Here is a 25,080-nt window from a genome sequence, read left to right on the forward strand (position 1 = left end):
ACCTTGTATAATGAACGAATCGAATCATTCATTATTCCTTTCTGATCAATGATAAACTGCCAAGATGCAGTAGATATCCGTCTACTTGCGGGCGCTTGCCAGGAGGGGAGAGGTTCCCCTCCCTTTCTGAACTCCTAAACTGCTATGGGCCCATAGAACCCTTTCCCAATGGAAGTTCTATACCATCAAGACTCCGTCTTTCATGATGGTGCAATCATCGATCACAACTGTTACAGTCTTAAGAACCAAATCCATATGCAGCGGGGAATCTACATGTCCTCCAAAATTCAAGTTCTTTCCTATCCCGATATGGATATTTCCAAATGAACCTTCATCCGGAGCCATATGTCCACACAAATAATTCTCTTTGTTTAATCCGAGGCCAAGTTCTGCGATGTTATACACAGTCGGGTCGTTGAAATCGGCCAGAAGCTTACGCAAAATGTCTGCTTCACGCCCACCTGTAATTTCTGTAATGAAACCGTTTTCAACCTTGCATATAACCGGCTCATCAAGTAAATTCAACAGCGGGTGAGGGATGCTTCCGTCAAAAACTATTACGCCATTTGCCGTTCCCTCTACTGGGCCAAGCGCCACTTCTGCATTAGGCGGAAAGGAAGCAGAACCGGGTTCCTTTGATGTTCCATAATCGAAAACAGGTTTACGTCCTTCAATGCTGCAAACCAAATGGGTCCCACCAGGAGCAGTAAGTGTAAATGTTTTTCCTTGGTAATATTTGGACACCCGATCAATAACCTGTCTAACCTCGTCAAAATCCGCCGTTAAACCGCCTTTTTCAAACATATGCAGCGCGTAATCCTGGAGTCCAACCCAGCGGAGCCGTCCATTTTTGCTTGTTTCCAAACGCGCTTTTGAATGATACAGTGACATCGTCGTTGCGCCAAATGCTACATCGCAAGCGTTTAATGCCGCTCTGACAGCATCTGTCGGTTCAGCACCGTGTCCTTCTCTCGGTGCCATAACGATCATTGTGGTATCAAAATATTCTTTTGCATAGTTATAAACAAATTCTCCGATTTCTCTTTTGTTATCATCTGTGATGACGAGTACTTTTTCCCCTTCTTTTAAATTGGAAACACTCGTAAATAATTGTTTAATTCCTAATGGCATATCTTTTGGGAATTTTAGCATCATTTTTTCTCCTCTCTTTTTCTTGTTTAGCCATCATATGGCCCCGTCCTTACACCTCGACGACAATTTCCACTTCAACAGGGGTTCCGCCCGGAAGCGATGCCGTCCCCAATGCTGCTCTGCTGTGTTTTCCTGCTTCACCAAAAACTTCGTTTGCTAAAAAAGAAACCGCATTCATCACTTCCGGCTGATTAATAAAATCAGCCGTACTTGCCACATACCCTTTTATATTGACAATCTTCTTGATAGAATCAAGACTTCCCATCATATTTCTTACGGTTGCCAAACAATTCACAAAGGCAATTTTAGCTGCATCCTGAGCCTGTTCCAATGAAATGTTGTCGCCTACAATCCCTTTATATTTCAAAACACCGTCTACTTTTGCCGCGTTTCCGGAAACAAAGATTAAATTGCCGGTTCTGATCCCGCCTTCAAACGGGCGTTCGTTTTGCTTCAATCGATCCGGAAGCTTATAGCCGGCTTTCTCTAATTTTTCCTCGTAGTTCACGCGCATTTCCCCTTTCCTAAGAACATCATCAAAATACCCGTTAATAATTGTATTTCAATTTAATCGTAATACAATTATTAATATAAAAAAAGTCCACATAATTTCAATATTTAGTTTTTTTAGTTTTGAATCTTTTATTTCTTAATTATAAATGCTTGCTTTGTTACTTTTGTTTAGGAAATTTTTCAAACGCCACATTAATAATTCTCTCCAACTGCCGATAATGTTCCGGATCAACAGAAGTGACCGGTGGTCGTACACTAGTTCCAACTGGCAGGCCAACAATTTCCATTCCGGCTTTGATTAAAGAAACGGCATAACCTTTCTTTTGCCTTCTAATTCGATGAATCGGAAGGATCACTTCCTGATAAACATCATGCAACAGTTCTTTTTTCTGGTTTAACAGGGCATCGTAAAATAGCTTGGAAATATGCGGAATATAGTTTGATATCGCCGAAGAATACGATCTGAATCCGAGATTTACATAGGAAGCCATTGTCACTTCCGCCAGGGGCATTCCGTTAATCCATTCTAGACGTTCTCCAATAGAGTAGGTAAGCTCATTATTTAATTCAATATCTCCAACTCCATCTTTAAAACCTACCAATTGAGGCAATTCGATTAACTGCTCTAGAACTTCCAAGTCTAATCGGCAATTATCGCGATGATAGACAATTGCATTTAAAGATGAGCTTTCTATTACTAAACGCAAATAGTCATATAAGCCTTCCGGGGAAGGATCAATTAAATACGGGGGTAGAATCAGATAGCCTTCCGCTCCCAATTCTTCTGAGATTCTCGTTTGTTCCAGAGCGTGGCTGATATTTCCACCTACACCTGTATAAAGGGGAACTTTCCCTTTAGTTGTCGCCACAGCAACTTCAACCATTTCCCTGTACTCCTCATTACTAAGAGCATGGAACTCTCCCGCGCCACATGCAACAAAGATAGAAGACAATCCTTCGTCCATCAGAAAACGAATATTACTTTCTAATCCTTTTACATCCAATTTTCTGTCCTTGTCCATTGGAGCAACCGGAAAGCCTAAAATACCAGTTGGTGATGTTCTTTGCTGATTCATTTTCTCATCCCTTCTTTTTTCAAATCACTATTTATAAGACTATTTAATTGTAAGACATATTATTAGACGTGTCAATAAATGATAAAATTTTTCGAGAAATCTAACTATTAATTTCACATCGGTTTGCAACCATCCTAAACGGGACTGAACCTGAGCGTCTTGTCCTAGATACATTACAAGCCACTGAAACCCGCCATCTTAGCTCATTCTTCTAAATACCCGATCAGTACAATTGTGGAAAATTTCCTCTTGAGAGTTCCTGATTCGAACCCATCTACTTCCCTTTTTGAAATCGGTCCATCTATTGCTCCCCCATCCGATAATCGTTACTGTTATTTTTCCATAAAACGGATAAATATTTCGAGTGACGGAACAAGGGGAAAAATAAAACGATCCCTCCCCGATTAATTTTAGGAATGGATCGTCTATACCTATAGCCTTCTATGTAACTACTTTTCGCTCTAAAATGATAATCGCCAATTTCAACATCAAGCTTTCGTGTGATGATCCTTGAGAATTTTTTGACGAACATAATTCAAGTGGCGGTACATCTGCTTGAACGACTCATATGGGTCTCTATTTGCAAGCGCTTCATAAATTGCATTATGGTGCTCAACTGTTATCCCTGGTTCACGGTACTTAATCAGGCTGTCTGTTTTTTCATGTGTAATCAGCAGTGAATCAATCATTCCTTCAACCACAGGATTATTAGCACTCTGTGCAATAATTCTGTGAAACTCCCTATCCTGTGAACCGTAATTTCCATCAGAGCTATTAGAAATATAGTCAATTGTTTCTCTTAATTTCTCCAAGTCCTCATTTGTAATTTTTTCGGCAGCAAGGGTAACTAAACCTAGTTCCAAAGTCATTCTGGCTTCAATAATAGCAGGCAAGTTATCCATAGATAATGCCAACATCACCATAAAAGGCGTTTTCCCTATTTTTTTATTGAAGAAAGTTCCTCCGCGTGGCTTTTTCGTAATCACTTCAAGTGTTTCGAGAGAACTGAGCGCTTCACGTATAACAGGTCTGCTTACTCCCAATATCTCCATAAACTCTATTTCTGTAGGGAGCCGATCCCCAGGCTTCAGTTGGCCACTTAACAAGAGCTTTACAATCTGCTCCAATACCTGTTGTGACAATGTATTTCTAGTGATAGAGTCCACTGTATATTTTTCCATATTTAATAAATCCCCCTTATCCGCTTATTGTATGACAATAAAACAATTTATTCAAGGCAGACACCTATTGTAGTTGTTCAGTGGAATTTTTATAGGAAACTGAGCTCTTAATTAAACTTAACTGAAAACCTTGATGCCCTATAACCTGTGCTTAGAGAATTGTACCAAAAATATCTTCACCGAACCAAGTTGCGATTATCATCTTACTGGGAATTAACAACTTGTCCGAATAATTATGCGTGTCCGGATAATTTTCTCATTAGCACGATCAATAATGCTGTCCGTACGCTTACTTAACAGTCAGCGCCAAATAGACCACTCCCAGAGTCAAGGAGTGGTGCGACAATTAAACTTTGAACTTCCCGATTAAATTCTGCAGTTCTGCCGCCATGTGGGCCAGCGCTGTGGCTGAGGAGGTAATTTCCTCCATCGATGCCAGTTGTTCTTCTGAAGCAGCCGCCATACTTTGCGAGTTGGCTGCCGACTGCTGGGAGATGCTTGTGATCGATTGAATCATCTCTACCATGTTTTGCGAGCTAGAACTTACCTCTTCCACAATTGCCGATACTTCCTGGGCTTGAGCGGAAACATCCTCGATCATTTTGGTAATCGACCGGAAGCTTTCCCCTGTCTGATACACCTGTTTCATCCCGACATCGACAGCGCTTGTCCCCTCTTGGATGGCAATCACCGCATCTTTAGTGTCAATTTGGATGTCCTGAATAATACCGCGAATTTTCTCTGTGGCCTCGCCCGATTGCGCCGCCAATTTGCGAACTTCATCCGCTACCACGGCAAACCCTCTGCCTTGCTCTCCCGCTCTTGCAGCCTCAATCGCTGCGTTAAGGGAGAGAAGATTGGTCTGGTTAGCAATGTCCGAAATCAGCGATACCACCAGGTCAATTTCTGTGGATTTATCCCCCAACGAATGGATCACCGTCGCTGTCGCCTTTACACGGTCATGCACGACATTCATTTGCTCGATCGTCTGCTTCACGACTTCGTTACCTTTTGCCGCTTCCTGTTTGGCGCTTAAGGCGGCATCTGTCACAGTCTGTATGGAGTAGGCAACATGCCCCATCCCTCTGGAAATCTCACTGACAACCTCGCTGGTTTTGCTCGACGTTTTGGCCTGATTTTCCGCCCCGACCGCCACTTCCTGTGAAGCGATGGCAATTTGCTCGACCACTTTAGACGTCTGCTGGGCGCTGACCATCAATTCCTCGGAAATCGATGCCACATGCTCAGAGCTGCTGGAAACGTGGCCAATCAACTCCCGCAAATTCCAGGACATGACGTTGAAATCGCGAGTCAGCTGTCCGATTTCATTGTTGCCACTATAGGTAAGATCTGCTACCTTCAGATCCCCGTTGGAGACCTTTTCAACCTGCTTCGCCATGACGGCGATCGGTTTCACGACAGAATTGATAAACAGCCAAACGACAATCACTCCGACAATGATTGAAATGGAGAGCGTCAGAGTCAGATATATGAGCACCTGATTCGCTCCCTCGTTAAACTCGGTCAGGTACGCCCCCGATCCGACAATCCACCCCCAGTTTGGATCCATTTCTACATAAGCAATTTTCGTTTCATCTTGGCCGGAAACGGGATTATTCCATATGAACGTATAATACCCTCCACCACTTGTTCCCAGACCAACCACCGTTTTTCCCATTTCGACGCCGTCTGGTGTCACCACTCCATACATGTCAGCCCCCTCATTTTTGGGATTCATGACGGAGACACCGTTTTTATTTACGGCAAATAAGTAACCGGTTTGGCCAACCAAGTATTTTTGATTGATCAGGCGATTGTTATCCGAATCTTTTGGTCCGAAAATCTCCTGGCGAAACATTTCCTGTGCTTCTTCCAACGTCAGCTTTCCTGCTTTTACTTCCTTGTCCATAAGATTGATCATGCCGATTGCCAGACGGACGCTGTGCTGAAGCTGATCCCTGCCGGATTCGTCCAACTGTTGCTTGGAGATCTGGTAGGTAACAAGACCAATCACAAGGGAGGGAATGACCAACAGAGAAAGACAAATCAATAAAAATTTTGGGCGCAATGAGTTCATGCGCAACAATTTCATCACTATTCATTCACTCCTTTTAGTAGTTACCTGCAAACTTGACGATACATAGCCACTACTCTTCAGTGCGGAAAGCGCCCCCTCCTTTTGAATTTTTCTGGAACACGATTCCCGTAAGCAACTCTCCTCCACCGTACTATCAAGAAGCGCTTCCTACGAAAAAGCAATAATTTATATTACCATATTATATTATAATTGTATTACAAATAAAAATTAAAAACTCTTACTAATGTTTATAGAATATCGATTTTTAAAATTAAATCTCTCAAACACTTCGACAAATAGTGACCTGCTGAAGTTGGCTAAGAAGGAGAAGAACAGGACCAAGCGAAGGGCTCCGAGGAACGGTGAACCAATGGAAAAAATATCGATTGGAAGGCTATCAGCGTTCTGGACAAATCAAATTATTGCGTAAAATTGAAGAAGAACTTGTTGAGGACGGAGATTACGCTTGCTACCAAAAGATCAAGGACACCTATCTTACAACAGATTGGTCACCGATTTATAGGAACTTACTGCAAAGGTTCGTGTAAAAAGGTGGCTGGTATGATGACACCTACACACGGATTCTTAAGGAAGTGCGGGATACGATGCTGCTTTAGTAATATGTCTGGTAGGATTAAAGAGTTCTATCCTTACGCTGCCGATGAACCGAAGAGGCTGCCTCCAATTTTCCATTTAAGCCATTTCGACTTCTTCCCCATGCAGTTGCTACCATCCTTTCACCGCATCTTCCCCCACATTATAATGAGCATTTCCTGAAAAAATCGTGAAATTCAAAACGGATAAGTACATCAAATGTAAAAAACACCGCTCTCTGGCGGTGCGAAATGCGTCTTGTATGTTGCTCCTCAATTAAATTAGTAGCTTATACAGTGCCCGTGGTCTCCCTTTATGGTAGGGCTGTTCTTCACCGGAAATCTCAGCAAATTGACTGTCCACCAGCTTTTTCAAAAGCCGCTCTGAAGTTCGTTTGCTTACTTGAAGATAGTTGGCCAGATCATTTGCTGAAAAGATTTGATTCTGTCTCAGATCAATAAAATTCATCATTTTCGTAATGGCTGATACACTCACACCTGTTTTTTTAGCGATCATCAGCGTTTGATCATCTTGACTCTGCAATTGGAACGTTTTCGTTACGGACTTGTTCAAAGGACCAATAACTTGCTTTTCTTCCGTCACGATAAACGCCGCATGCTCCCCCATTTTCTTCGCATGGTAGAGTCCGATATGAGCATGTTCCTCCGCCTCTACTGCTGTCAACCCAAATCCAAATCCAAAATGAATCGGTGTATTATGCAGTCGAACTAATTGATCGATCAAAGGAAAAACCCGATAATCCTCGGTAATTTGCTGAATACCGCCCTTGGTTCCATACATAATGAAGGTATTTCGATCAATCATCTTGAGCGAGGCATTCATTTTTTGGGAAAACTTCATCAGGAGGTCCTGCATTTGTTTCCATACCTGCTCATCCAAGACCTCTTTTCCTTGTTGATCTGCGTTAATTTGGATGATTCCGGTCGCAATCTGCGATTTTTTGCTGAGCAGCAGCTCTCCTTCTGTCACCGCTCTTTGCAGCGTATCTAAAATATTTTTGTGTGGGATGATCACCCGGAAGCTCGGGATGTTTTTCTTTTGCAGTTCATCGAAAACAGACTGCACGCTTGTCAGCACAAAATCGACATTTCCTGACTCCCAATTGTGCTGATGAAACTCGACCATTTCCTTTGTAATAAAGTGATGGTTCGTGTAGATGAACTCTTTTATATAAATGTTCACGGGCTCAATCGACAGTTCACTTAGAATGTTCGTCACGATTTCGCGTCGGGGAATGTCTATGGACAAGCGGGTCGGGGAAATGTTTCGATGGTGCGTGATGTAATTGAGCGACACGCTAAAAGCGAGCTCATCTGTGGGAATATACATAGCCAGTAAGCCGCGTTCTTCTATTTTTTGCTTCCCCAAATAATAAGGGATGGGTCCTGTGAACAAGAAAACATCGTTGTTGATGGCTTCATCGATCAATTGTTCACTGTCTTCCGGACGCTCGTACACGTAGGGACGAATTTGTACCTGCTCATGCGTATTCGAACTGATTACTTTTTGAACCATATTTTTGGTCCCTATCACTGCAACTCGTATTTCCATTCCTGTCCTCCTGAACCCAGCACAATAAGATGGTACTTTCATATTTACCAATGAAGAACAACTTTTGCAAGCAATATTCGGATCGAGCAAGAGAAAGGTAGAAAAAGCCAGTGATACTTGTGCATAGAGTACCACTGGCTTGCCTATGATTATTCGTTGTTACAGAACTACCCGTCCATTTTCGTCTATTTTGGTGCCGAATTCGCTGGATAGTTCGCTAAACTTCTGAAGAATTTCTTCTGCTCGTTGACCTTTTGCCAAGAATGGTCTACCCCGCTTGTGTGGCTTATTCGAGTAGGTCAGTTCAACCGGGGTGATATCTAGCTGGACCAGCTTGCCGTCCTCAAATCGGCAAACAGGTACAACCGTCTGCCAGTATAATGAGTCGCCAGGGAAGCCTTTTTTCCCGTCCTGGCTACGAATGCGGAATACTTCGCTTGGCGCCAAGTCTTTATCGATTCCGAACCGTTTATACGAATCCGCTGGCAGCTTGTAAATCAGTTCATTTTGACCGATGAAGTTGCCGATGCTGTAAAAAATCGGTTTCCCCTCATACAGCTCCATTCCTCTCAAGAGATGCGGTCCATGTCCAACGACAATATCGGCTCCAGCATCGATGACGCTTCGGGCAAACATCTGAATGAATTCAGCTGGCTGCTCTCTTGTCTCCCCTTGCTCATGAGCATGCAAACTGACAATGACGATGTCTGCGCGGGATTTCGCTTCTTTTACCCATTTTACAATTTCCGCTAAATCCTGTGCATTCGGTACTGTGCGCACCGCCGCTTTTTCAGCCGCACGGAAGTTGGCATTCAAGGTCCCCGCTACACGCAAATTGGAATCTACCAATGGAAGCAGGCTGGTATCCTTTGGATCAGCAGCAAAGCCAAGTCTGACCCACTCCTTACGCTGTGTTTCCAGGCCCAGGTCATCAGAAACCTGACGCAGGACAGACAGCTGCTCTTCCGTTACTTCATATACCACGTCAAAATGGAGTGGATTTACACCTGGTCGTCCTTTTGCCTCCGGGCTTTGGTCTCCGGCTGACTGTTCTTCAAAGAAGGTGGACGTGCAAGAAATCATGGCTACGCTGCCAGCATCCGTATCATAGTAGACAGGCATCCGGGAATCTGCGAGATTTCGCCCTGCACCTGCATAGGACATTTTTCTGTCTTCCAGCTCTTTAAAAGTAGCAAGCAGACCTTCCACACCATAGTCCAACGCGTGATTGTTGGCGACGGAGAACAGGTTAAAGCCCATATCCACCAACTCATCCAGTACCCACGAGTGAGCTGCGAAGTGCGCCCCGTCGCTTCTTGCTGCCGGATGACCCTGAAAATCATTTGGCAGTACTTCCAGATTGGTAAAGGATACATCTGCATCCTTGATCAGCTTCACCAGCTCTTTCGTCGGTTCGTCCTGATAGACACCGATGCGCCTGGCAATAATGCTGTCTCCTGTCAGTACAATTTTCAATCCTTCATTGTGATTCATCTTGGTTTCCTCCTACACCCTGTTAATCTCTCTGGTAAAACGTATCAAACACGGCTTTTCCCACTTTGGCGATAAATTCTCGCCCGGCTGCTTCATCTACCAGATCTCTTGTGAGAACCGCCATCGTAATGTACTGGTCCCCCATTTTCAGGATGCCAGCATCATGCTCAATCCCTGCCAGCTCCCCTGTTTTATGGGCGAAGCTTGCGTCTGGCGGCAGCTCGCCGAGGAAATACGCAGGCAGCTTCGTATGGAACTGCTGTTGACGCATCATTTGAAAGGCTGCCTTTTTTCTGGATGAATCCAGCGTATCTCCTGCTATGATCTCTTTCAGGAACAAACCGATATCCTGCGCAGAGGTGTAATTGTCCCTCCCCTGCCGCACAGCTTCTGTGTCCATCATTTTTCTCGCCAGTACGGTTTGCTGACAACCGAGATGAGCCGCTAACTGATTGACCGCTTCCATCGTTACCTTTTGAATGACCAGATTGGTAGCCGTATTATCAGATATCGCAATCATCAGCGAGACCAGGTCCCGCAGGGGAAGCTGGATGTCCGAAGAGAGGTTGGCGAGTACTCCCATTCCCCCGACTCGTTCATCAGCGGGAATCGCCTGGCTGGCATTCAAGTCTGTTTGGCCCACCTGTTCCTGTCTCAGCGCCTCGAGCATGATTGGAATTTTAATGAGACTCGCAGATGGGAAGGCCTCCTGTTCGTTCAGGCAGACACATCCCTCATCCCACTCGATGAATACGGCCACTCGCCCGCTGACAGAAGCTGCCAGCTCCTGAATCGTCTTTTCCAGCTTGCTCTTCTTCATGTCTCAACACCTGCCTTATTTATAGAAGAAACGCGTAAACAATCACCAGAAGTATAACTGCCACTGTCGCTACGACACCGAAGATGATAACGTTTTTCAAGTCATTGGATCTGGCGAGACCCATGGCCCCGATCGCGTCTCCTGTCGGGTACAGGAAAGACGGCATTTGCGAACCTACCAAAAGCGCCAGCGCCCAAATCGACATCGGTACGTGCAGATTGGTTACTGTAGGCAGGAACATCTTGTGCATCAGGATCGAGTGCGCAACCGCAGCGCCCGGAATACCGGCGACGTTGACCAGCGTACTGATGATGATCATTCCTGTTTGACCACTGCTTTCTACCAAAGGCAGCAGCAGGTTCTTCAGTGCTTCGAATCCGCCCATTTTTTCGATGAAGTAGATAAATGGCGTAAAAAGTACAAATTGCAGGAAAATCCACAAAAGCGGCTTCGCGCCTTCTACGAAGGTTTCGGAAATCTGGTTGGGATTCATGCGGCCAGCAAGACCTGTAACGATAGCTGTAAGCAAGATCACCACGATGGTAAAGTTCGCTCCGCCCTTCACCGTGATTCCGTAAATAATCGCACCGATCAGCGTAATCAGAAAAGCTGCTGTAGCTTGCTTGGATATCATCGCTTGTCGAGGGTCGTGGTTTTGCTCCTCTACATGCACGTTGGCATCTTCACTTGGATAAGCATGGTCTTTGAGGCTTTTTTTCAAAATGACCTTGCTGTAGACAAACGTAACGATGAGCAGCACGATCGCATAAGGCAGTCCTGCGTGCAACAGCACTTGCGGATAGCTCAGGCCTGTCAGCTCCATCAACGTCACCATCGGAGGAGTGAAAGGTCCAAGCAACAATCCTGCCGCTGCCGCGCCGTGAAACAAAATGGCAACGACACTAGAGGAAAGACCTGCAGCGGCAACGACCGGGATCAGCACGGGTGCGATAATCGCATTAGCGCCTGCGAGAGTCCCCAGCAAGGCAGACAATACACAAGATGCAATCATGGTGCTGACCATTGCTTTATTTGGGGAGTTAATCCCTACCCGTTTTAAAATAAAGCTCACAATATTCCGGGCTACCCCGGTCTTTTCAGCGATTTTCCCTAAACCGCCGCCTGCCAGAATGACAAGCCCGATATAGGCGACAAAGTCCGTCATCCCGTTTTTCGCGATGACCGTAGCGACATCCATTAAGCTCGCTCCGCTCATCACGGCCCCGACTATAATAGCCCCGCCTATCGCAGCGATCGGATTCCACTTACGAAAGATTAGAACAATGAACAGAAACAACGGAATGAGTCCCCAAAGCGATGGAGCAGTTACCATGGCAATACCTCCTTAGATGACTTGTTTTTATGAATTAACGTGAGCGTAAAAAGCGCACTGCTGTTTCTGCCAGCATCTCGGAACCAGTGGTCAGCATCCCCTCATCCAGCATGAACCTCGGATGATGCAGCGGCGCATTGAGAGAAGTATCCTCAAAGCCACACCCCAGCCAGAAGAACGCTCCGGGGAAACGCTGCAAATAAACAGCAAAATCCTCGGCTACCATAGCAGGCTCTACCTGAGGAAGCGCTCGTTCTCCTAGCAAGGCAGTGGTTGCCTCACGCACGATTTCGACCATCTCTGGTGTATTGGAGAGAACCGGATAACCGAGCTGGTAATCGATTTCTACCGTAGCTCCCATGCTCTCAACCACACTTTGCACAATCGAATAAAAACGTTCTTTTATCATTTCCCGTGTCTTGGGCACGAAGGTTCGGACAGTTCCCTCAAGCAAAGCTTCGCTCGCAATCACGTTGTGGCCCGTACCCGCCTGAATTTTCCCCAAGGTGAGCACTCCCGCATCCAATGGATTCACATTGCGGCTGACGATCGTTTGCAGAACCTGCGCTACCTGTACCGCCACGATAGCCGCATCAATCGTTTCATGCGGCATGCTTGCATGTCCGCCTTTTCCAATGATCCGAATCCGGAATCGGTCGGAAGCACCCATGAAGTTTCCTTCCCGTACCCCAACCTGTCTCCCAGGCAATGACGGCCATACATGCAGGCCGAAAATCGCATCTGGCTTCGGATCGAGAAAGGCCCCTGCTTCAATGAGCGGCTTTGCGCCCCCGACAGGACTGTTCTCCTCTGCTGGCTGAAATACCAGGAGAACTCGGCCCGGCAGCTCCTGCTCCATACTCTTGAGAATTTTAGCTGCGCCGAGCAGCATGGCGGTATGTGCATCGTGTCCACATGCATGCATGACACCTTCGTTCTGGGAAGCAAAGGATACACCCGATTGTTCGAAAATGGGCAGTGCATCCATGTCGGCACGAAGCGCTACGGTTGGCCCGTCTTTCTTTTGACCGATGACCGCCAACACTCCATAGCCTGCCAAATTGTGGCGGATCTCATGAATCGAGAGCTTCTTCAGTTCTTCTATTACACGCTGGGAAGTACGCTGTTCTTGCCCGCTTAACTCAGGATTGCGATGAAATTCTCGGCGAAGCTCCTTGATGTAGTTTTCATCTGCTTTCCCTTTTACGGTTGCGTTCATTCGTGTCATGCTGATCCTCCTCGCTCAAGAAAACGCTTGCATTGTTGTAAATAAAAATGACGTTTAGTAGTCGTTAAATGACCGTAAAATATGAGGCTCTTTGTTTGCCCCCTTTTTGACCTCTCAATTTGTCGTTTAATCGTCGTTATGTGACTTGTAAATTTACTATACTCATATTTTGATAGCCTGTCAATTTAATATTCGATATTTTTAGTTTAGTTTGGTTATTGATATGTTAGTAGGAAATATGGGAAAAGCGATGACGTACATACAAAAAACCACCTTCATTAGGTGGCTTCATTTACTTTTAAAACGACCTAGGAAACCCGAAAGTTTTGTCTTCTCATCCACATCGTTGCAACCCACTTTTCTCCGTGGATCACTTGTGTCCCTGCATGCAAAGTGGACTTGTTCAATTCATGATTTTGGTAAAAATATTCAAAGTAGACAGCCATGCCTTTGGTGGGAAAAACAGATAAATTAAGCAAAGGGAACACCGTTTCTCCGCCTTGCTCCACGTCATTCAAATACATTACGAGCGTACTAATTCGATTGTTCGTACTTGCTCGACTCGTTTCTGCAAAGAAGTCATAATGAGGTTTATATTCTTGACCAGGGGTATATCGCAGAACTTGCAAGCCATCTCCGTGCTCAATAGGAATATTCATGATTTGAGAGATTCGCTTCTCGATCCTTGTAATCGTCTCCGTCTGCTCGCAGAACACCCCGCTGCTCGTTCGAATGGAATTGAGTGCACGATCTTCGCCTATTTTTGAGCGTTGTAATCGTTCCCTAGAATGTTCGATTAGCTCATCGCACTCGTCATCGCTCAGCACATTTCCTAGTACTACGACCAGCGGTTCCTCATACCTGGCAAGAATTCGAATTTCTCGATTGTCTGTCTTGATCCTATTCCCAGTGTGGTCAAAGATCGGCCGTTCCTTTTCTGTCGTATGCATTTTCATCGTAATGCACCCCATGTATATGACTTCCGTTGCAAAAAATAGAATACCATAAAATGGGTAAATACTCTCTGGAAAATTCACACAAATACAAAGGTTTTTAAAAGTGGGTTTAAGATGGAAATGATGAGAATATCGATGTATTTATAGATAGCCGGTCAGACAGGACTTACTCTTAATCAATGTCTTACAAAATGCCCAGACACACCATTAACCAGATTCAAAGATGAATCGCTCATAACGCGATCTACTCGAAAGCCAAGAATAAAAAATAGAGAGGGACTGTCTCGATCGTTAAATCGGGACGGTCCCTTTTGAAGTAAAAGATGCGACGAAAATGACCTAGAAGTATGAGTTTCGATGCGGATTACGCTTGTTTTTTTCAAGTGTCTTGATCATCAGGTATTTTTGTACGCCCTTGGATTCGGCGATTGCCTGTAGACCGTATTGCTCTGCCTCTGCCATCTTTCCATGCTGATATGCCACTTCAGCATCGAGTGACATCTGGTAGATACGATTTTTGACCCCGGATCGGTGCTGCTTGTAAGCATCTTGGTTGTTTTTTAGTAGGGCTAAATGTGCGGAGTAATAGTCTCGATGCTCTTTCGAATGAATCTTATCAAGATTTTTTTCTACCAAATCGTTGTTACCGCGACCCAGCTCTACCAAGATGGTGATGTAAGCACTTAGTTTATCGGACGTAATTTTGGCTAGTTCCTTTTCGGCTTCGGCATCGTTATCATGCAGATACGCATACAAAAAACGATAGTAAGGATGCTTTGAATTTTTTACGTAGCGTTCAACCGTATTCATATTGGTGCTGAATTTTAAGATATACAGGTCTTTTCCGATGAGAATGACAAAAACGGTCAAGAAAAAGGTGATCCATACGATTGGGGAAGGCTCTATGTCCAGGAGGGAGATTGTTACGCCACCTACAGCCCCGAGAAGGATCATGATTAGTAAGTTACGTAGAGAGGAAGACAAGATGGTGGTTCTCCTTTGCTTTGGAAGTATTTCTTTATTTTAGCATACGCGGAAGGGGCTTCGTCCTGTGGTATAGGGTATTTCTCACTAAAGGCCCGTTTTGTGGCGCAATTCTCTCGGTTTTATATGTCCAATCTATTGACAGAGGTCCATGCCACAAATCTATTATATTAAGGATTGAAAATTGATAATAAGTTTCTATTTTTATTTAGCGGATACTGTCCACTTTAGTTTAGCAGTCACACCCGCTAGCAGCATCTCAATAAATTGCTTTCACTCCTTCTTTGAAGTAAATAAAAAATAGCTCCAAAATCAAAGAAAAGAAGAGCCAGTAATATAAGCCCTCCTTTTCTTGTTTTAATGTAACTATTTACTTAATCTTGCAACCGCACAATCAAACATTATACGAGCTGCAAAGGTAGTAGTAATATCTTGATGATCGTAAAGTGGATTAACTTCAGCAATATCAAATGCGTCTACTTTAGAATAAAGCATATCTAACATCTCCATACATTGTACAGGAGTTAATCCACCTGGTTCATTTGCCCCGGAACCTGGTGCATATGCTGGATCTAATACATCTATATCAAATGTTAAATATATCTTCTCAACATCTTTCATTGCCGCCATTGTTTTAGCCACGACTTCCTCTGGTGTAGATTTGTGTACCTCTCTAGCTGTAATTTGAACAATTCCACTTTCCTTTAAATAATTTTCATACCAAGGATAATTAATACTGCGCACTCCAATTTGAACGATATTCTCTGGATTAATTCTTGGAAGTTCAAGTGCTCTACGCATTTGACTACTTTGAGAAAATCTCCCTTGAATTGGAGATTCATCAACTAAATCTAGATGAGCATCAAATTGAATGATACCAATTTTCCCCTCTGTATTGTCATGAAGAGCTTTAATTACAGGGTAAGAAATAGAATGGTCCCCCCCTAATACAAATGGAAATACATTTTCATCTAATAGTCCACGTATTTTCTCTTCAGCATTCCTAAAAGTAACATCAGTGCTATACGCTGCAATATCTATATCCCCAAAATCTTTAATACCATTATCAGCTAGCTGATAAGTTTTTCGCTTTTCGACATTGTAAACTTGATTATTTTCAATGCGATTAACAAACCATACAAACGCCTCACGTATTTTACTAGGAGCATAACGAGAACCTGGTCGTCCTAAAGAAGCTCCTCCGTCCCATGGAAATCCGACAACTCCAAATTTTTGATTACTCAACATACTCACCCTCATTTTTTAATGTATTATCTTCGATTGCTATGTCACCTTTTGAGAAGAATGCGTATACGACAAACCCAATAACTAGCCAGCAGGTAAATAAAATATATTCAACTGTTCCCATTGAAATAGGAGTGCCAGGAATTATCATCAAGACAAGAAAGAGTCCTGAGAAAAAGGTCGCTATATATGCCATTGAAAGTCCGCCTGGAATTTTATATGGTCTGTGAAGATTCGGACGATCCTTACGAATTTTCACACTGCTTATTGCCATACAAAACCAAGCAATAAGAAAAGAAATTCCCCCCATGATAATAAACGGAAGAAGAACACCACTTCCTAATAAAATACCGATGACCGAAACAACTGTCATAACTATCAATGTAACAGTTGGGGATTTATATTTAGGATGAGTTTTAGAAAATGCTTCAGGTAAAAAACCAGCTTTAGAAAATGAAACAATTAAACGGCTTCCTGCTAATAAAAACCCATTAAATGTTGTAATAACTCCCATAAGTGCACCAAAAGCAACTATATACGGAAGAAATTTTGAACCCGTAGTTGTTTCAAGTGCATTGATTAACGGCAACGATCCCATATTTCCGATTTTATCTGCAGGCATTATAAAAGAGGAAGAAATGATAATTAGAATATAGAGTAGACCACCTAAAGTGATAGTTCCAACTATAACTTTTCCTAGATTAGAATAATTTATTTTGCTATCTGCCTCTTCAACTGTCTTTGGAATGGTGTCAAACCCGTTCATAAAAAACAGAATAGCTGCCATCGCTAAAACAATACTATTTACTTTTCCCTCGGAAGAGAATAATGGTTTAAAATTTTCCGAATCTCCTACGAACATCCCTCCGATAATAAAGAGAATAAAAGTAACTATCATCATAAAGGTGGCTGTATTTTGAAAAACAGTTGATTGCTTCGTACCTTTCCAGTTCATATAAACAATTATCCCGACCACTAATAAACTTACTAACAATTGTGGCAGATACACTTGATAGCTAAACACTGAATAAATTGGTATTGAGTTTAACCATGGGAAAACATAACTTGCCAGTAATGAAACAGATATAGCAACCCATGGTAAAATTATTAAATAGCCTAGAATAAGAAACCATCCACATATAAATGCTGGCACTTTCCCTATAGCTACGAATGTATAAGCAAACTCTCCTCCTCTGACTTTTAAACTTGATGTAAGTTCACCATAAACAAAGCCAATTGGGATGATCATGAGCATTGTTAGTGCGACAGCTATGATAGCACCAACACTTCCTGCAGTTCCCATCCAAGCAGGAACGGAAATAACCCAGCCAATCCCAATCATACTTCCGAATGCCAGACCAAAGTAATCTTTTGTAGACATTCCCTTGCTGTTACTGTTCAAGTATTTTCCTCCTTTCGTTTCATCTCTTAATTTTCTAGCCAATTGATAAAAAATTCAGAGATCGCAAACTATGAAAGCAACAATTATGCCAACGTAGTTTATCACTGGATTCTAAGGGAGTATATTAAGCCATTCACATATAAATTGATTATTAATGGGCCAATCATTTTTAACTCCATGTTTAGAAGTGTAAAATTCTTTGACATATGTTCTACGTCTGAAGCTTGTACTTTTTCATTTTGTTGTAAAAGGATTGCCGGGGTATTTTTAATAGTCTAGCAGCCTTTGCAATATTAAAATGAGTTTTAACTAAAGCATCCTTCAAAATTTCCTTCTCATACTGCTCTACTAAATCCATTAATGAGCTTTCGTCAGATAACTTTTCTAATGGTGCATCTTCCTCTGATGCTAATATATGTGTGGGCAATTCTCGCGGGGATATTATACTTCCATCCACTAAATTAAACGCACCTTCAATACAATTCCGTAACTCTCTAACATTACCTGGCCATCTATAATTATTTAGTATTTTCCTTGCATCTGAGTCTAATCCAGTTATGTTTTCACCAAAAGCTTGATTATAATAATTAATAAAATAGGAGCATAAATAATCAATATCTTCTTTTCTCTTCCTTAATGGGGGAATTTCTACACTAACAACATTTAAACGATAAAATAAATCTTCTCTAAACCTTTTTTCCTTTAACAAATTCATTGGTTTTTCGTTTGTTGAAGCAATAACTCTTACGTTTATTGGGATATCTCTGTGATCTCCTATTCTTCTAACTGTTCTTTCCTCAATAACCCTTAATAGCTTAACCTGCATTTCTATAGGCATAGAGTTAATCTCATCTAGAAAAATGGTCCCACCATCGGCAATTTCAAATATTCCCTGCTTGTCTTCAGCACCTGTAAAACTTCCTTTTGTTGTTCCAAACAAAATACTTTCAATTAAAGTACTAGGAATGGCAGCACAATTTTGTGCAACCAAAGGGAACTTTCTCCTGCTACTATCATTGTGGATCGAATGTGCAAACAACTCTTTTCCCGTTCCTGTTTCACCATAAATAAATATATTAGAATCCTTAAGCGCTGCTTTTTTTAGTTGATTTTTCGTTAAATTCAGCTCCTCGCTAACTGTTACAATATCGTTAAATGTATACTTTGCATACAACGATGCAAGAACATCTTTATTTATCTTGCTCTTTTTCTTCATTTTATGAGGTTTTTCATCTAAGTTTGTCGAGACTATAACAGCTCCCAATAAATCACTTTTATTTTTTAACGGGAATGCAGAGTTAATAGCGTTAACAGTAAAGCTTTTATTAACCTCATAGCATTGAAGTTCATTTACAATTGGTTCTCCCTTTTCAATAACTTTTAACACTGTACTTGTTTCATTTGAAAGCCACGGATATAACTCCAATAATGGCATGCCAATAACATCATTGCTCCCCAATTTATTACAAACGTCATTATAGTTGTTGTAATATAATATATTTCCCTTTTTATCAACGATACAAATTAAATCTGTTTGTTTAAAATTCTCTTTCATCTGGTTTAATTGTTCATGATACAATCTATATCCCTCCTAGGTGTGTAAAAATATTTTACACTTTTTATTATTATTTTTACACTTTAGACTTATTTGATAATTCAAATCTTCTTTGAATATGCTTTCAAACTGTGAGATGACAATGAATAGCAAAAAGCAACAAAAAAACCACCCTCATCAGGTGGCTTCACTTATGTATTTGGTGGAGGCGGGGGGGCTGACCCCCTATTAAGTACGGAATTACTTCATCCGTTCAAATCGTTTCACCAATGACTTGCAATAGAAACGATGTATGTGCACTACAAGTTGAGATACTCCTGAATTAAAAGAGCCGTTTCCCTTTTCAATTTGAATGGAAACGGCTGATCTTTACTTAATTATTCTTTGTGTTCTCGTCGGGGTCATTTAAAGTCCTCTTCAATTCATCATCAATTGGAAAATTTAATCCGTATTTGTCTCCCACCTTCTGGATGTTTTCAAATAAATGTTCAAGATATGAGCATGATGCGAGTTTAGAGTCTATAAATGAGCTTGGAACAAACCCAAAATCTATCTTATTTTTTTTAACGTAGTTTTGCTGCCCGTACACTAAAATAACAAGTTTTTTAATGCAGTATTCTAAGGTTTTGTCATTAAAACTAAATGAAGCGTATATTTTTGAATACTCTTCTCTTTTTGCAATAAATGGATTATCAACACCTTTATTCTCACAAAAGATTTTGAAAGTATAATTAAAAATATCCGAATCATAATTGGTCACCATAAATTTAATTAAAAACCCTGTTGCTGCATAATGAGCTAATTCTATACTTTTTAAAGTTGCCTGTAACAAGATGAATACTCCTGCATTTTTTTGCGAGTTAGCACTAGCTCTACTATTTACCTGAGCGAAGGAGTTTAATTTAATATTTTGACCAATTGTATTTGTTAATCTATCTAGGGCTTTATTTACTCTCTCTTGTTCAAGTGAGAATTCTTCTTTATCTATACATTTTGAAAGAGAGTATGCGTAACTCGAGATAGCCTTTACATCGTTTTTTTGAACCCCTCGAACCAAAAGTGCTTTATAAATAAAAATTAATCCTTTTTTAAAATCGGAATCACTCCCTATTTGTTCAATGCCATCTAATATTGGATGTATTTGAAGGGAGCTATCATCAGTCAATAATAACGTTAATTCGTGTAGACCAGTTAAATAAATCGAATTTAACTCATTTGAACGTGGAGTCAGTTCAAAAAAAGTATTCAGACAGTTATGAGCTTCTTCAATTTTGTTGTTTTTCACCAGCGTTATTATTAAAGAAATATGATTCCGTAGTATAGTCTTATAAAATCCCTGAAACTCTATTTTATCTTTACCTATTAAATACTCGTATTGCGTTGTATTATCTATAAACCCTAATCGAGGTGATTGGAAAAGCGTGGCTAATAACCTTACCCACCGATTATAATTTATTTCATAAACTTCGTTCATATTTTTCTCAATAGCTGTTGTAAACAATTGATAAATGCTCTCTACATACATATGTAATGTTGGGTAAATTGTGGATCTTTGGTATTTAGTCAATGCAAATTGCAAATTAAAAATTTCATCATCAATTTCTTTAATTAAATCTTGTAGTAGCCAACGAATGTTTACACTCTTTATTGTCTCTTTTAGCATCTTTGCCCCTGATATTAGAGCTATCAAAACAAGAATCGCCCATACAGTTATTCTACCAGAGTGTTGAAAAGTAGAGATAAAATTACCGTTAACAGCGGTTGATTTCAGAAAATAATTTAAAAACAATCCATAAGGTATTACCACTATTGAAATTAATAAAAATATGAGTAACGATATATTTCGAGAATATATGCCACTTACCGATGAAGCTTTTTGCTCACGGTATGCAAAGACATACAGTGTTAAACTGATTGGTAATAAGACTCCAATGCCGTTAGTGATATACGAAATGACCGTCATTACAAGTTTATCGTCTGGAGATAATGGATCAAATATATAGAAAATCAATGCAATATAATTAAATGATACCATTCCAGAAAGTAAGAAAATTACTGCAAAAAGACCAAATAAAATAATAAGTCCAAAAACAGTTGACCTAATAAAAAACTTCCCGATAACAGAAAATATATAAGCAACTACCAACCCAAATTGTACTATGACAACAAGAGCTAGTTTTGCCACGAAAAATATCGACCGTTTAATACCCTTTGCCCATTCTGGGAACTTTTGTACAATTCCAAGAAGTTTATTTCCTAAATCGAAACGCCTGTATAATACTATGCAGATACGAAATAGTATAAATGCTATAAGGTATAAAAAAACTGTTTTAACTTCGTTTAATTCAAATATAAGCTTTACATATTCATCCACTTATAACTCCCCTTCAACAAAAAGGAGCAAGTAATATAATCATTACTTAACTCCGGTTAAAAACTTCTTATAATATTTTCTCATACTGTCTAAAGTGATTATATTATTTGACGGCTCACTTTCACTTATGTTTTTCCGTGCTCGTTTCCAAGGATCTTCCCGATGTGTCAAATCCTCCAATTCTTTGCCAGTGTGCTTTCCATATAGATCCCAAACAAATTCAAGAAGTGCTTCAACTTCTGGATGATGTTTCATTATTGAATGAAGATCAGCCATTACCCTCTTTCTAGGTACCGGAATTACTTCATATCCATAATCTCTAAATTCATTGTATAATACTGGGCACACAGGTCCATGAACCCACGCTTCTATTTCTTCATTGAACAGTGGTTTTCTCAAAATAGTGTAATGCCAAGCTTGTGCATAATAAGCAAGCTTCTGTAATTTGAGGTGAGTGACAGCATTAAGTGTCCCCGGGGCACTCTTATAAAGAAAATAATTAGCAACATCAAAAACGCTAATCACCATTTGCTATCCCTCCTTTTCTGTCTTCTAACTTAATTTTACAGCACGATACTTAAAAAGTCACTTAACCTGTTGATTTTTATTTTATAACAGGTTATAATCACCGCATTTTGTGTCCCCATCATAAACGATTTCTATATATAGTTGGTCTCTGGTGTATTATATTATGCAAAAATATTAACGATCGTATTTAGCTGAATCCACTGACTATCCTCGTCATTGACTAGTTTGATCCGTTTCCCGTTCTGATCAATCCATTTAACCACGCCCCACATTTCACAGGTACTCCCCAACTCGCCTTTGATCGGCTTCCACCAAGAAATTGTGATTGCATAATCTTCGCGCGCAGAATCACGGATCAGGTAGTGGAATGACTCGAGCTCGTCTTGTTCAATGTTTGGCATAGCCACAAGCTTGTCTTCTTCCTTCATCTTCAAGTACAAAGCTCGCTGCTCTGGTAACACAAAGCGCATCGACAATGGGTTTTCTATTTTGCTTGCCATCTACCTGGCTCCTTTCTCTCCCATGCTTCCAGAACCGTCATTTTGTTTGGTTCCGAACGTTGCCACTCAATGTATTCCTCACGTGCTAAGACCTCCAAAACGGTCATAATCCCGCCTCGATTCCGTCCTGTCTTGATACACAATTCGTCTACTGTTGGCGTACGCCGGCGACCAGCAGAGTAGTTGCCAATCACCCTGAGTACCTTTCGCTCGATATCAGACAGCATGGCCACTCTCCACTGGTTCAGCAGCAAGTATGTTGTCGATTGCAAAAATCCTCGGTGCTTTACGTGTGAGGCAATACGCTTTCAGTCGTTCTCCTGTAACCTCCAATGGGCGTAGGGTTCGCATTGTTGTATGGCCATCTTTGCCCAAATAAATGACTTGAATGTTTTTTTGTTGCTTTAACGCACGTTCAAGTTCCCTTATCACTTAATCCGCCTCCAAAACAAGAACATTTGTTTGTATTATATGCGAACAAAACAGGAACATACAACGATAAATTTTTCCAAAATGCTATTTACACGGGTAAATAACACGTGTTATAATTTAGATAGAAAGGAGGACATAATGAAAAGCTACTCGTCGCGGGACATGATCAAAATCATTGAACAAGATGGGTGGTACTTGGTAAGACAGAATGGTAGTCATCGACAGTACAAACACCCTAACAAGGTTGGACTGGTAACCATCCCACATCCAAGAAAAGACCTTAAAACCGACACCATAAGATCAATACTCAGTCAGGCGGGGCTATAAGCCCCCCTGCAAGGAGGTTTTTAAATATATGGAACGCTATATGTTTGCAGCTTTGTTTCAACCAGACAATGCTCAAGGGTTCACCGTGACTTTCCCGGATCTACCTGGTTGTATCACAGAAGGAGACGACTTTGAAGAAGCAGCACGCAATGCTAAGGAAGCACTTGAACTTCATCTGTACGGCATGGAAGAAGAAGGCATGCCTATTCCTAAGCCAACATCCAATTTTAGTGATTGGATAAATAAACCTGTTGGTCAGTTCGTCATCATCACTGCTTGGATGGATGTTATTCGAGATGAGATGCAAAACAAGGCTGTGAACAAGACCGTAACCATGCCGAAGTGGCTCGCTGATGAAGCAAAGAACGCTGGCATAAACTTTTCTCAAGTTCTGCAGACTGCCCTTAAAAAACAACTCGGTATTGGCAACAATCCCCGTCAAAATGATTCAACAGCTAATTAAACCTAATGCCCGCCAATTTGGCGGGTATTAATTTTACGTTCGGTACAATAACACGCCTCTAACGAAATAAAGCCCTCCACAAAGGAGGGCCCGTCATTTATACATCAGTATTATTTCTTGTTCTCCAAGTTCGTTCTCTTAAATATCGGTACATCCGCGTTACCAACCAGGCCCAAGCCTGCTTTCCTCCGACTAGAGCAAAACCTTTTCGTATCCGTTCTGGCAAATACTCGTATCGGTTTATCAGCTCTTTTTCCTTCGTGAAAAGCATTTTTTCAAACTCAGGGTATCTACTCTCAATTTCCACAATAAACGCGTACACACGCGGAAAAAGGTCAGCTCCCATTGCCCCTAAGACTAAAAAGAGCAGAGCCATTAACCAGCCCCACTCCTGTACAAATAGGATCGTTTGTGTAAACCAATCCATACTACAACTCCCCTTTCAAAATAACTGTCTTGGTATTCCCATCCCACTCCACATCAAGATTCAAGATGCCAGCCAGCTCCCTTGCCGGCGCATAGGAAGTACCGTTTTCAATCGTTTCGGTAACGTCTTTGCCGTTGACCTTTACTTGGCTGGTGGCGGCATCAAACTCCACCTTGGCACCTACTGCCTCTGCAACTGCTCTGATAGGCAAATAGGATACTTTATCAATATAGAATCCTTGACGTGACAGGGTAATTTGGACCGTAACCGGTTCTCTCTTGCTTTCATTTTTCTGTGGATATCCTGTTAATAACCTGTGGACATCACCTTTAAATTTCGCCCATGCCTGCGCTGCTGTCAGTCCGGTGAACCTCCGTGCGTAGTCATCTGAAACGAAATATGCCGGGCAGTTCTTCCCTGTGATATCGAAGTGCCGCCACAGATGATCTATGCCCCAACCATACCGTTTCAGGATGTCCGCAGCCAGCTCCAATGCTCGCTGGTACATGGCATTGAAATCGCCGTCTTGGTTGACGCACATTTCAATGCCAATTGTGCAGTCATTTGGGTAAGAGCTCAGCTGCTTGAGGGCATCAGGCTTGTACGTTTTTGCACCAACGTGGTAGCCCATTTCATCCTCTGGCAGACAGCGTACGATCTGCTTGTCATCGACACAATAGTGCGCGCTGGGTTCTGTTGTTGGGTTATTGAAGAAATTGCGGTTTGCAACGGCATCAGCGCCTTTACGTTCGTTCGCAGTCCAGTGGATGACTACACCCTTTGGCGTAATCTTCGTGCCAGGTCGTGCTCTTGTATTGTTAAGAAGCATTTCTACGATTTGCATGAT

The 25,080-nt window shown here is 41.7% G+C and carries 24 protein-coding genes; 2 read left to right on the forward strand and 22 right to left on the reverse strand.

What is annotated here, in order from left to right; translation table 11 throughout:
• Positions 1-177: 177 nt before the first annotated feature.
• The 20 genes from SB752_RS16915 to SB752_RS17010 all read right to left on the reverse strand — a co-directional run bounded on the left by SB752_RS16915 (position 178) and on the right by SB752_RS17010 (position 23,016).
• Positions 178-1,155, reverse strand: a complete 978-nt coding sequence (locus SB752_RS16915) for an aminopeptidase (RefSeq protein ID WP_410716782.1) — start codon at positions 1,153-1,155, stop codon at positions 178-180.
• A gap of 46 nt (positions 1,156-1,201) precedes the next feature.
• Entirely contained in the window at positions 1,202-1,660 is a 459-nt protein-coding gene (locus tag SB752_RS16920) for a RidA family protein (protein ID WP_410716783.1), read from the reverse strand.
• A 163-nt stretch (positions 1,661-1,823) separates the two neighbouring features.
• Entirely contained in the window at positions 1,824-2,741 is a 918-nt protein-coding gene (gene kdgD, locus SB752_RS16925) for a 5-dehydro-4-deoxyglucarate dehydratase (RefSeq protein WP_410716784.1), read from the reverse strand.
• Between the two features lie 488 nt (positions 2,742-3,229).
• On the reverse strand, positions 3,230-3,922 hold the full coding sequence (locus tag SB752_RS16930; protein WP_410716785.1) for a FadR/GntR family transcriptional regulator: 693 nt from the start codon (positions 3,920-3,922) through the stop codon (positions 3,230-3,232).
• Between the two features lie 346 nt (positions 3,923-4,268).
• Positions 4,269-6,014, reverse strand: coding sequence for a methyl-accepting chemotaxis protein (locus SB752_RS16935; RefSeq protein WP_410716913.1), 1,746 nt, complete (start codon positions 6,012-6,014; stop codon positions 4,269-4,271).
• An 855-nt stretch (positions 6,015-6,869) separates the two neighbouring features.
• A complete protein-coding gene (locus tag SB752_RS16940) occupies positions 6,870-8,165 on the reverse strand; it encodes a transcriptional regulator (protein WP_410716786.1) in 1,296 nt (431 codons plus the stop codon).
• Between the two features lie 159 nt (positions 8,166-8,324).
• Entirely contained in the window at positions 8,325-9,659 is a 1,335-nt protein-coding gene (locus SB752_RS16945) for a CapA family protein (protein ID WP_410716787.1), read from the reverse strand.
• Positions 9,660-9,681: 22 nt separating this feature from the next.
• Positions 9,682-10,479 (reverse strand): serine hydrolase, encoded by a 798-nt coding sequence (locus SB752_RS16950; protein ID WP_410716788.1) that lies wholly within the window; start codon positions 10,477-10,479, stop codon positions 9,682-9,684.
• A gap of 19 nt (positions 10,480-10,498) precedes the next feature.
• Positions 10,499-11,812: an SLC13 family permease gene (locus tag SB752_RS16955; RefSeq protein WP_410716789.1), complete on the reverse strand. Its 1,314-nt coding sequence runs from the start codon at positions 11,810-11,812 to the stop codon at positions 10,499-10,501.
• Positions 11,813-11,846: 34 nt separating this feature from the next.
• Complete coding sequence (locus SB752_RS16960) at positions 11,847-13,040, reverse strand: M20 metallopeptidase family protein (protein WP_410716790.1); 1,194 nt, start codon at positions 13,038-13,040, stop codon at positions 11,847-11,849.
• Between the two features lie 308 nt (positions 13,041-13,348).
• Positions 13,349-13,996, reverse strand: coding sequence for a 2OG-Fe(II) oxygenase (locus tag SB752_RS16965; RefSeq protein WP_410716791.1), 648 nt, complete (start codon positions 13,994-13,996; stop codon positions 13,349-13,351).
• A gap of 339 nt (positions 13,997-14,335) precedes the next feature.
• Positions 14,336-14,980 carry a hypothetical protein gene (locus tag SB752_RS16970; RefSeq protein ID WP_410716792.1) on the reverse strand — a complete coding sequence of 215 codons (645 nt, stop codon included), beginning with the start codon at positions 14,978-14,980 and terminating at the stop codon, positions 14,336-14,338.
• 366 nt (positions 14,981-15,346) lie between these two features.
• On the reverse strand, positions 15,347-16,228 hold the full coding sequence (locus SB752_RS16975) for an agmatinase family protein (protein ID WP_410716793.1): 882 nt from the start codon (positions 16,226-16,228) through the stop codon (positions 15,347-15,349).
• The gene (locus SB752_RS16980) at positions 16,218-17,627 is read right to left on the reverse strand and encodes an APC family permease (RefSeq protein ID WP_410716794.1); all 1,410 of its coding nucleotides are present in this window, start codon (positions 17,625-17,627) and stop codon (positions 16,218-16,220) included. Before SB752_RS16980 ends, SB752_RS16975 begins: the two co-directional genes overlap by 11 nt.
• 211 nt (positions 17,628-17,838) lie before the next feature.
• The gene (locus tag SB752_RS16985) at positions 17,839-19,206 is read right to left on the reverse strand and encodes a sigma-54 interaction domain-containing protein (RefSeq protein WP_410716795.1); all 1,368 of its coding nucleotides are present in this window, start codon (positions 19,204-19,206) and stop codon (positions 17,839-17,841) included.
• 349 nt (positions 19,207-19,555) lie between these two features.
• Positions 19,556-21,556 carry an MFS transporter gene (locus SB752_RS16990; protein ID WP_410716796.1) on the reverse strand — a complete coding sequence of 667 codons (2,001 nt, stop codon included), beginning with the start codon at positions 21,554-21,556 and terminating at the stop codon, positions 19,556-19,558.
• Positions 21,557-21,598: 42 nt separating this feature from the next.
• The gene (locus tag SB752_RS16995; RefSeq protein ID WP_410716797.1) at positions 21,599-22,084 is read right to left on the reverse strand and encodes a Panacea domain-containing protein; all 486 of its coding nucleotides are present in this window, start codon (positions 22,082-22,084) and stop codon (positions 21,599-21,601) included.
• A gap of 161 nt (positions 22,085-22,245) precedes the next feature.
• Positions 22,246-22,584 (reverse strand): YolD-like family protein, encoded by a 339-nt coding sequence (locus SB752_RS17000; RefSeq protein WP_410716798.1) that lies wholly within the window; start codon positions 22,582-22,584, stop codon positions 22,246-22,248.
• The gene (locus tag SB752_RS17005) at positions 22,569-22,811 is read right to left on the reverse strand and encodes a LexA family transcriptional regulator (RefSeq protein ID WP_410716799.1); all 243 of its coding nucleotides are present in this window, start codon (positions 22,809-22,811) and stop codon (positions 22,569-22,571) included. Before SB752_RS17005 ends, SB752_RS17000 begins: the two co-directional genes overlap by 16 nt.
• Entirely contained in the window at positions 22,801-23,016 is a 216-nt protein-coding gene (locus SB752_RS17010; protein WP_410716800.1) for a WYL domain-containing protein, read from the reverse strand. Before SB752_RS17010 ends, SB752_RS17005 begins: the two co-directional genes overlap by 11 nt.
• Positions 23,017-23,178: 162 nt before the next feature.
• Between SB752_RS17010 and SB752_RS17015 the strand changes: the two genes are divergently transcribed.
• Positions 23,179-23,343, forward strand: coding sequence for a type II toxin-antitoxin system HicA family toxin (locus tag SB752_RS17015; protein ID WP_486304118.1), 165 nt, complete (start codon positions 23,179-23,181; stop codon positions 23,341-23,343).
• A 28-nt stretch (positions 23,344-23,371) separates the two neighbouring features.
• Positions 23,372-23,806 (forward strand): type II toxin-antitoxin system HicB family antitoxin, encoded by a 435-nt coding sequence (locus SB752_RS17020; protein ID WP_410716802.1) that lies wholly within the window; start codon positions 23,372-23,374, stop codon positions 23,804-23,806.
• A 97-nt stretch (positions 23,807-23,903) separates the two neighbouring features.
• Here the strand turns inward: SB752_RS17020 and SB752_RS17025 are convergent, their stop codons facing one another.
• On the reverse strand, positions 23,904-24,233 hold the full coding sequence (locus SB752_RS17025; RefSeq protein WP_410716803.1) for a hypothetical protein: 330 nt from the start codon (positions 24,231-24,233) through the stop codon (positions 23,904-23,906).
• 1 nt (position 24,234) lies between these two features.
• A complete protein-coding gene (locus SB752_RS17030; RefSeq protein WP_410716804.1) occupies positions 24,235-25,077 on the reverse strand; it encodes an N-acetylmuramoyl-L-alanine amidase in 843 nt (280 codons plus the stop codon).
• Positions 25,078-25,080: the final 3 nt, after the last annotated feature.

Origin of the sequence: Brevibacillus sp. SIMBA_040 (assembly GCF_046535075.1) — a bacterium.
In the GTDB taxonomy this organism is placed as follows: Bacteria; Bacillota; Bacilli; order Brevibacillales; family Brevibacillaceae; genus Brevibacillus.

Coding starts and splice junctions, on each gene's coding strand:
- SB752_RS16950 (WP_410716788.1), bottom strand. CDS start 10,479: ATGAAGAAGAGCAAGCTGGAAAAGACGATTCAGGAGCTGGCAGCTTCT.
- SB752_RS17005 (WP_410716799.1), bottom strand. CDS start 22,811: ATGCTGTCTGATATCGAGCGAAAGGTACTCAGGGTGATTGGCAACTAC.
- SB752_RS16955 (WP_410716789.1), bottom strand. CDS start 11,812: ATGGTAACTGCTCCATCGCTTTGGGGACTCATTCCGTTGTTTCTGTTC.
- SB752_RS17030 (WP_410716804.1), bottom strand. CDS start 25,077: ATGCAAATCGTAGAAATGCTTCTTAACAATACAAGAGCACGACCTGGC.
- SB752_RS16930 (WP_410716785.1), bottom strand. CDS start 3,922: ATGGAAAAATATACAGTGGACTCTATCACTAGAAATACATTGTCACAA.
- SB752_RS17000 (WP_410716798.1), bottom strand. CDS start 22,584: ATGGCAAGCAAAATAGAAAACCCATTGTCGATGCGCTTTGTGTTACCA.
- SB752_RS16940 (WP_410716786.1), bottom strand. CDS start 8,165: ATGGAAATACGAGTTGCAGTGATAGGGACCAAAAATATGGTTCAAAAA.
- SB752_RS17020 (WP_410716802.1), top strand. CDS start 23,372: ATGGAACGCTATATGTTTGCAGCTTTGTTTCAACCAGACAATGCTCAA.
- SB752_RS16975 (WP_410716793.1), bottom strand. CDS start 16,228: ATGTTGAGTAATCAAAAATTTGGAGTTGTCGGATTTCCATGGGACGGA.
- SB752_RS17025 (WP_410716803.1), bottom strand. CDS start 24,233: ATGGATTGGTTTACACAAACGATCCTATTTGTACAGGAGTGGGGCTGG.
- SB752_RS16945 (WP_410716787.1), bottom strand. CDS start 9,659: ATGAATCACAATGAAGGATTGAAAATTGTACTGACAGGAGACAGCATT.
- SB752_RS17015 (WP_486304118.1), top strand. CDS start 23,179: ATGATCAAAATCATTGAACAAGATGGGTGGTACTTGGTAAGACAGAAT.
- SB752_RS16935 (WP_410716913.1), bottom strand. CDS start 6,014: ATGAAATTGTTGCGCATGAACTCATTGCGCCCAAAATTTTTATTGATT.
- SB752_RS16915 (WP_410716782.1), bottom strand. CDS start 1,155: ATGATGCTAAAATTCCCAAAAGATATGCCATTAGGAATTAAACAATTA.
- kdgD (WP_410716784.1), bottom strand. CDS start 2,741: ATGAATCAGCAAAGAACATCACCAACTGGTATTTTAGGCTTTCCGGTT.
- SB752_RS16960 (WP_410716790.1), bottom strand. CDS start 13,040: ATGACACGAATGAACGCAACCGTAAAAGGGAAAGCAGATGAAAACTAC.
- SB752_RS16965 (WP_410716791.1), bottom strand. CDS start 13,996: ATGAAAATGCATACGACAGAAAAGGAACGGCCGATCTTTGACCACACT.
- SB752_RS16995 (WP_410716797.1), bottom strand. CDS start 22,084: ATGGTGATTAGCGTTTTTGATGTTGCTAATTATTTTCTTTATAAGAGT.